Origin of the sequence: Microbacterium sp. (assembly GCF_030149085.1) — a bacterium.
Taxonomy (GTDB): domain Bacteria; phylum Actinomycetota; class Actinomycetes; order Actinomycetales; family Microbacteriaceae; genus Microbacterium.
Genome location: NZ_JASBSF010000163.1, coordinates 1 through 2192, shown reverse-complemented (window position 1 = coordinate 2192; position 2192 = coordinate 1). Strand labels below are relative to the sequence as shown.

The 2192-nt window shown below is 67.3% G+C and carries 3 protein-coding genes; all 3 read left to right on the top strand.

Annotated features, from left to right (window positions below; all coding sequences use genetic code 11):
- Nucleotides 1-636 (top strand): cytochrome b/b6 domain-containing protein (locus tag Q1V87_RS06650; RefSeq protein WP_300591391.1); only part of this gene is annotated, 636 nt, incomplete at its 5' end.
- A gap of 130 nt (nt 637-766) precedes the next feature.
- Nucleotides 767-2032, top strand: coding sequence for a histidine kinase (locus Q1V87_RS06645; protein ID WP_300591390.1), 1266 nt, complete (start codon nt 767-769; stop codon nt 2030-2032).
- Nucleotides 2020-2192, top strand: a 173-nt coding sequence (locus tag Q1V87_RS06640; RefSeq protein WP_300591392.1) for a response regulator, incomplete at its 3' end; no start/stop codon positions are given. The genes Q1V87_RS06645 and Q1V87_RS06640, both read left to right, overlap by 13 nt.

Sequence of the window (2192 nt, the reverse complement as noted above, 5' to 3'; positions counted from 1 at the left end):
GAGAGGCGCCCGAGCGTCTTCTGGGCGCCGCGCAACAAGCCCAAGGGCAAGGTCAGCCTGACGATCTGGTTCCACCAGTCCCTCGACCTCCTCTGGATCGTCAACGGCTTCATCGTCGTGGTGCTGCTGTTTGTGACGGGGCAGTGGATGCGGCTCGTGCCGACGTCGTGGGAGGTGTTCCCCAACGCCCTGTCGGCCGCGCTGCAGTACGTGTCGCTGGATTGGCCGACCGAGAACGGCTGGGTCAACTACAACTCGCTGCAGCAGCTCGCCTACTTCACGACAGTGTTCATTGCGGCACCGCTCGCGATCATCACCGGCGTGCGGATGAGCGGAATCTGGCCCAAGAACGCGAAGGCGCTCAACAAGGCCTATCCGGTCGAGTGGGCACGCAAGGTCCACTTCCCGGTGATGCTGTACTTCGTCGTGTTCATCGTCATCCACGTCATCCTGGTGCTCGCGACCGGAGCCCTGCGTAACCTCAACCACATGTACGCGGCTACCGACGCCGACAACTGGGTCGGGTTCTGGCTGTTCGTCCTGTCGCTGGTCGTCATCGCGGCAGCCTGGGTTGCTGCCCGACCCCTTGTGCTGGCGCCTATCGCGCGTCTGTTCGGGACGGTGTCCAGCCGCTGAAACCGTGGGTTCGCCGAGGCATCCGTGACGGGGCTTCGGCGAACCCGGCCGGATGTCGGGGGTTATCCCCCCACGATTCGACCGGCTGGCAGGGACGCGGACAGCGGATGCCGGAACCTACCGTGGAGGCATGACGACAACGTATTCGCCACCTCGGCCGGTCGCGACGCCCGCGCGCGTAGCGGGAGCGATAGCCCAGCTCGCGGCCCTCGGCGTGATCGGGCCCGTGATCTTCGCGATTCTCATGACCCTCCTGGGCCTCGGCCTCGGGCTTCTGCCTGTGATCGGTATCGGACTCCTCTTCCTGCTCGCTTTCGTCTACGTTCTGTTCGCGCTGAGCTGGCTCGAGAACGCCCGCATCGACGGGCTCTACCGGTTCGGGCTTCCCGCCCGTCGCCCTCGGCGCAGCGCCAAGCCGGGATTCGGCGGCTTCCTCCACACCGTCTGGCTGCAGTTCATCGACCCGGGAATGTGGCGCGCGGTAGCCAACGGTGCGATCGCGACGATCCTCGGCTGGATCGTGCTGAGCCTGGTCGGCGTCACAGCGTCCGGTGTCGCGCTCGCCTTCTCGCCGGTGTACGCGGGAGCCGCGGATGCCGTGCGCCTGGGCAGCACGTGGATCGACGTGTCCACGGCGTGGGCGGTTCCGGTCGGCATCGTCGTCTCTCTGCTGGCGCTGGCAACCATCGTCGGCCTCGCCATCTTGCACGGCGTGCTCGCCCGCGCGATCATGATCCCCTCACGAGAGGCTCTCCTGGCAGAGCAAGCGCGGCAATCTCAGGCGCAGCGTGCCGGCGCCGTGCGCGCGGCAGATGTCGAGCGCACCCGGATCGAACGCGACCTGCATGACGGCGTGCAGCCGCGGCTCGTGTCGGTGGGTATGACGCTGGGACTTGCGCAGCAGAAGATCGACTCCGATCCCGCAGCGGCGAAGGAACTCATCGCCGAGGCCCACACCTCGACGAAGGCGGCGATCACCGAACTCCGGCAGCTGGCACGCGGCATCCACACGTCTGTCCTCGACGACCGCGGGTTGGATGCCGCGCTGTCGGCCCTGGCCGCGCGATCGCCGGTACCCGTCGTCCTCGACGTGCGGATCACCGAGCGTTGCGCACCGACAGCCGAAGCTGCCGCATACTTCGTGATCGCCGAAGCTCTCACCAACGCCGCGAAGCACTCGCGTGGGACAGAAGCGCGGGTGCTGGTGCGCCAGCGCGAGGGTGGCGTGCTGTGGGCCCGCATCGAAGACAACGGCATCGGCGGTGCGCAGATCATTCCCGGTGGGGGACTGGACGGCATCTCGAACCGAGCGATCGGCGCTGGTGGCACGTTCAGCGTCGACAGTCCCGTCGGCGGCCCGACGACAGTGGAAGTGAGCCTGCCATGCGCATCGTGATCTGCGAAGACTCCGTGCTGCTGCGCGAGGGGCTGGTCCGCCTGCTCGAGGATGCCGGCCACGAAGTGGTCGCCGCGCTTGGCGACACCGACGGCCTCCCCGAAGCGGTAGCCGACCTCGATCCCCAGCTGTGCATCCTGGATGTTCGACTGCCCCCGAC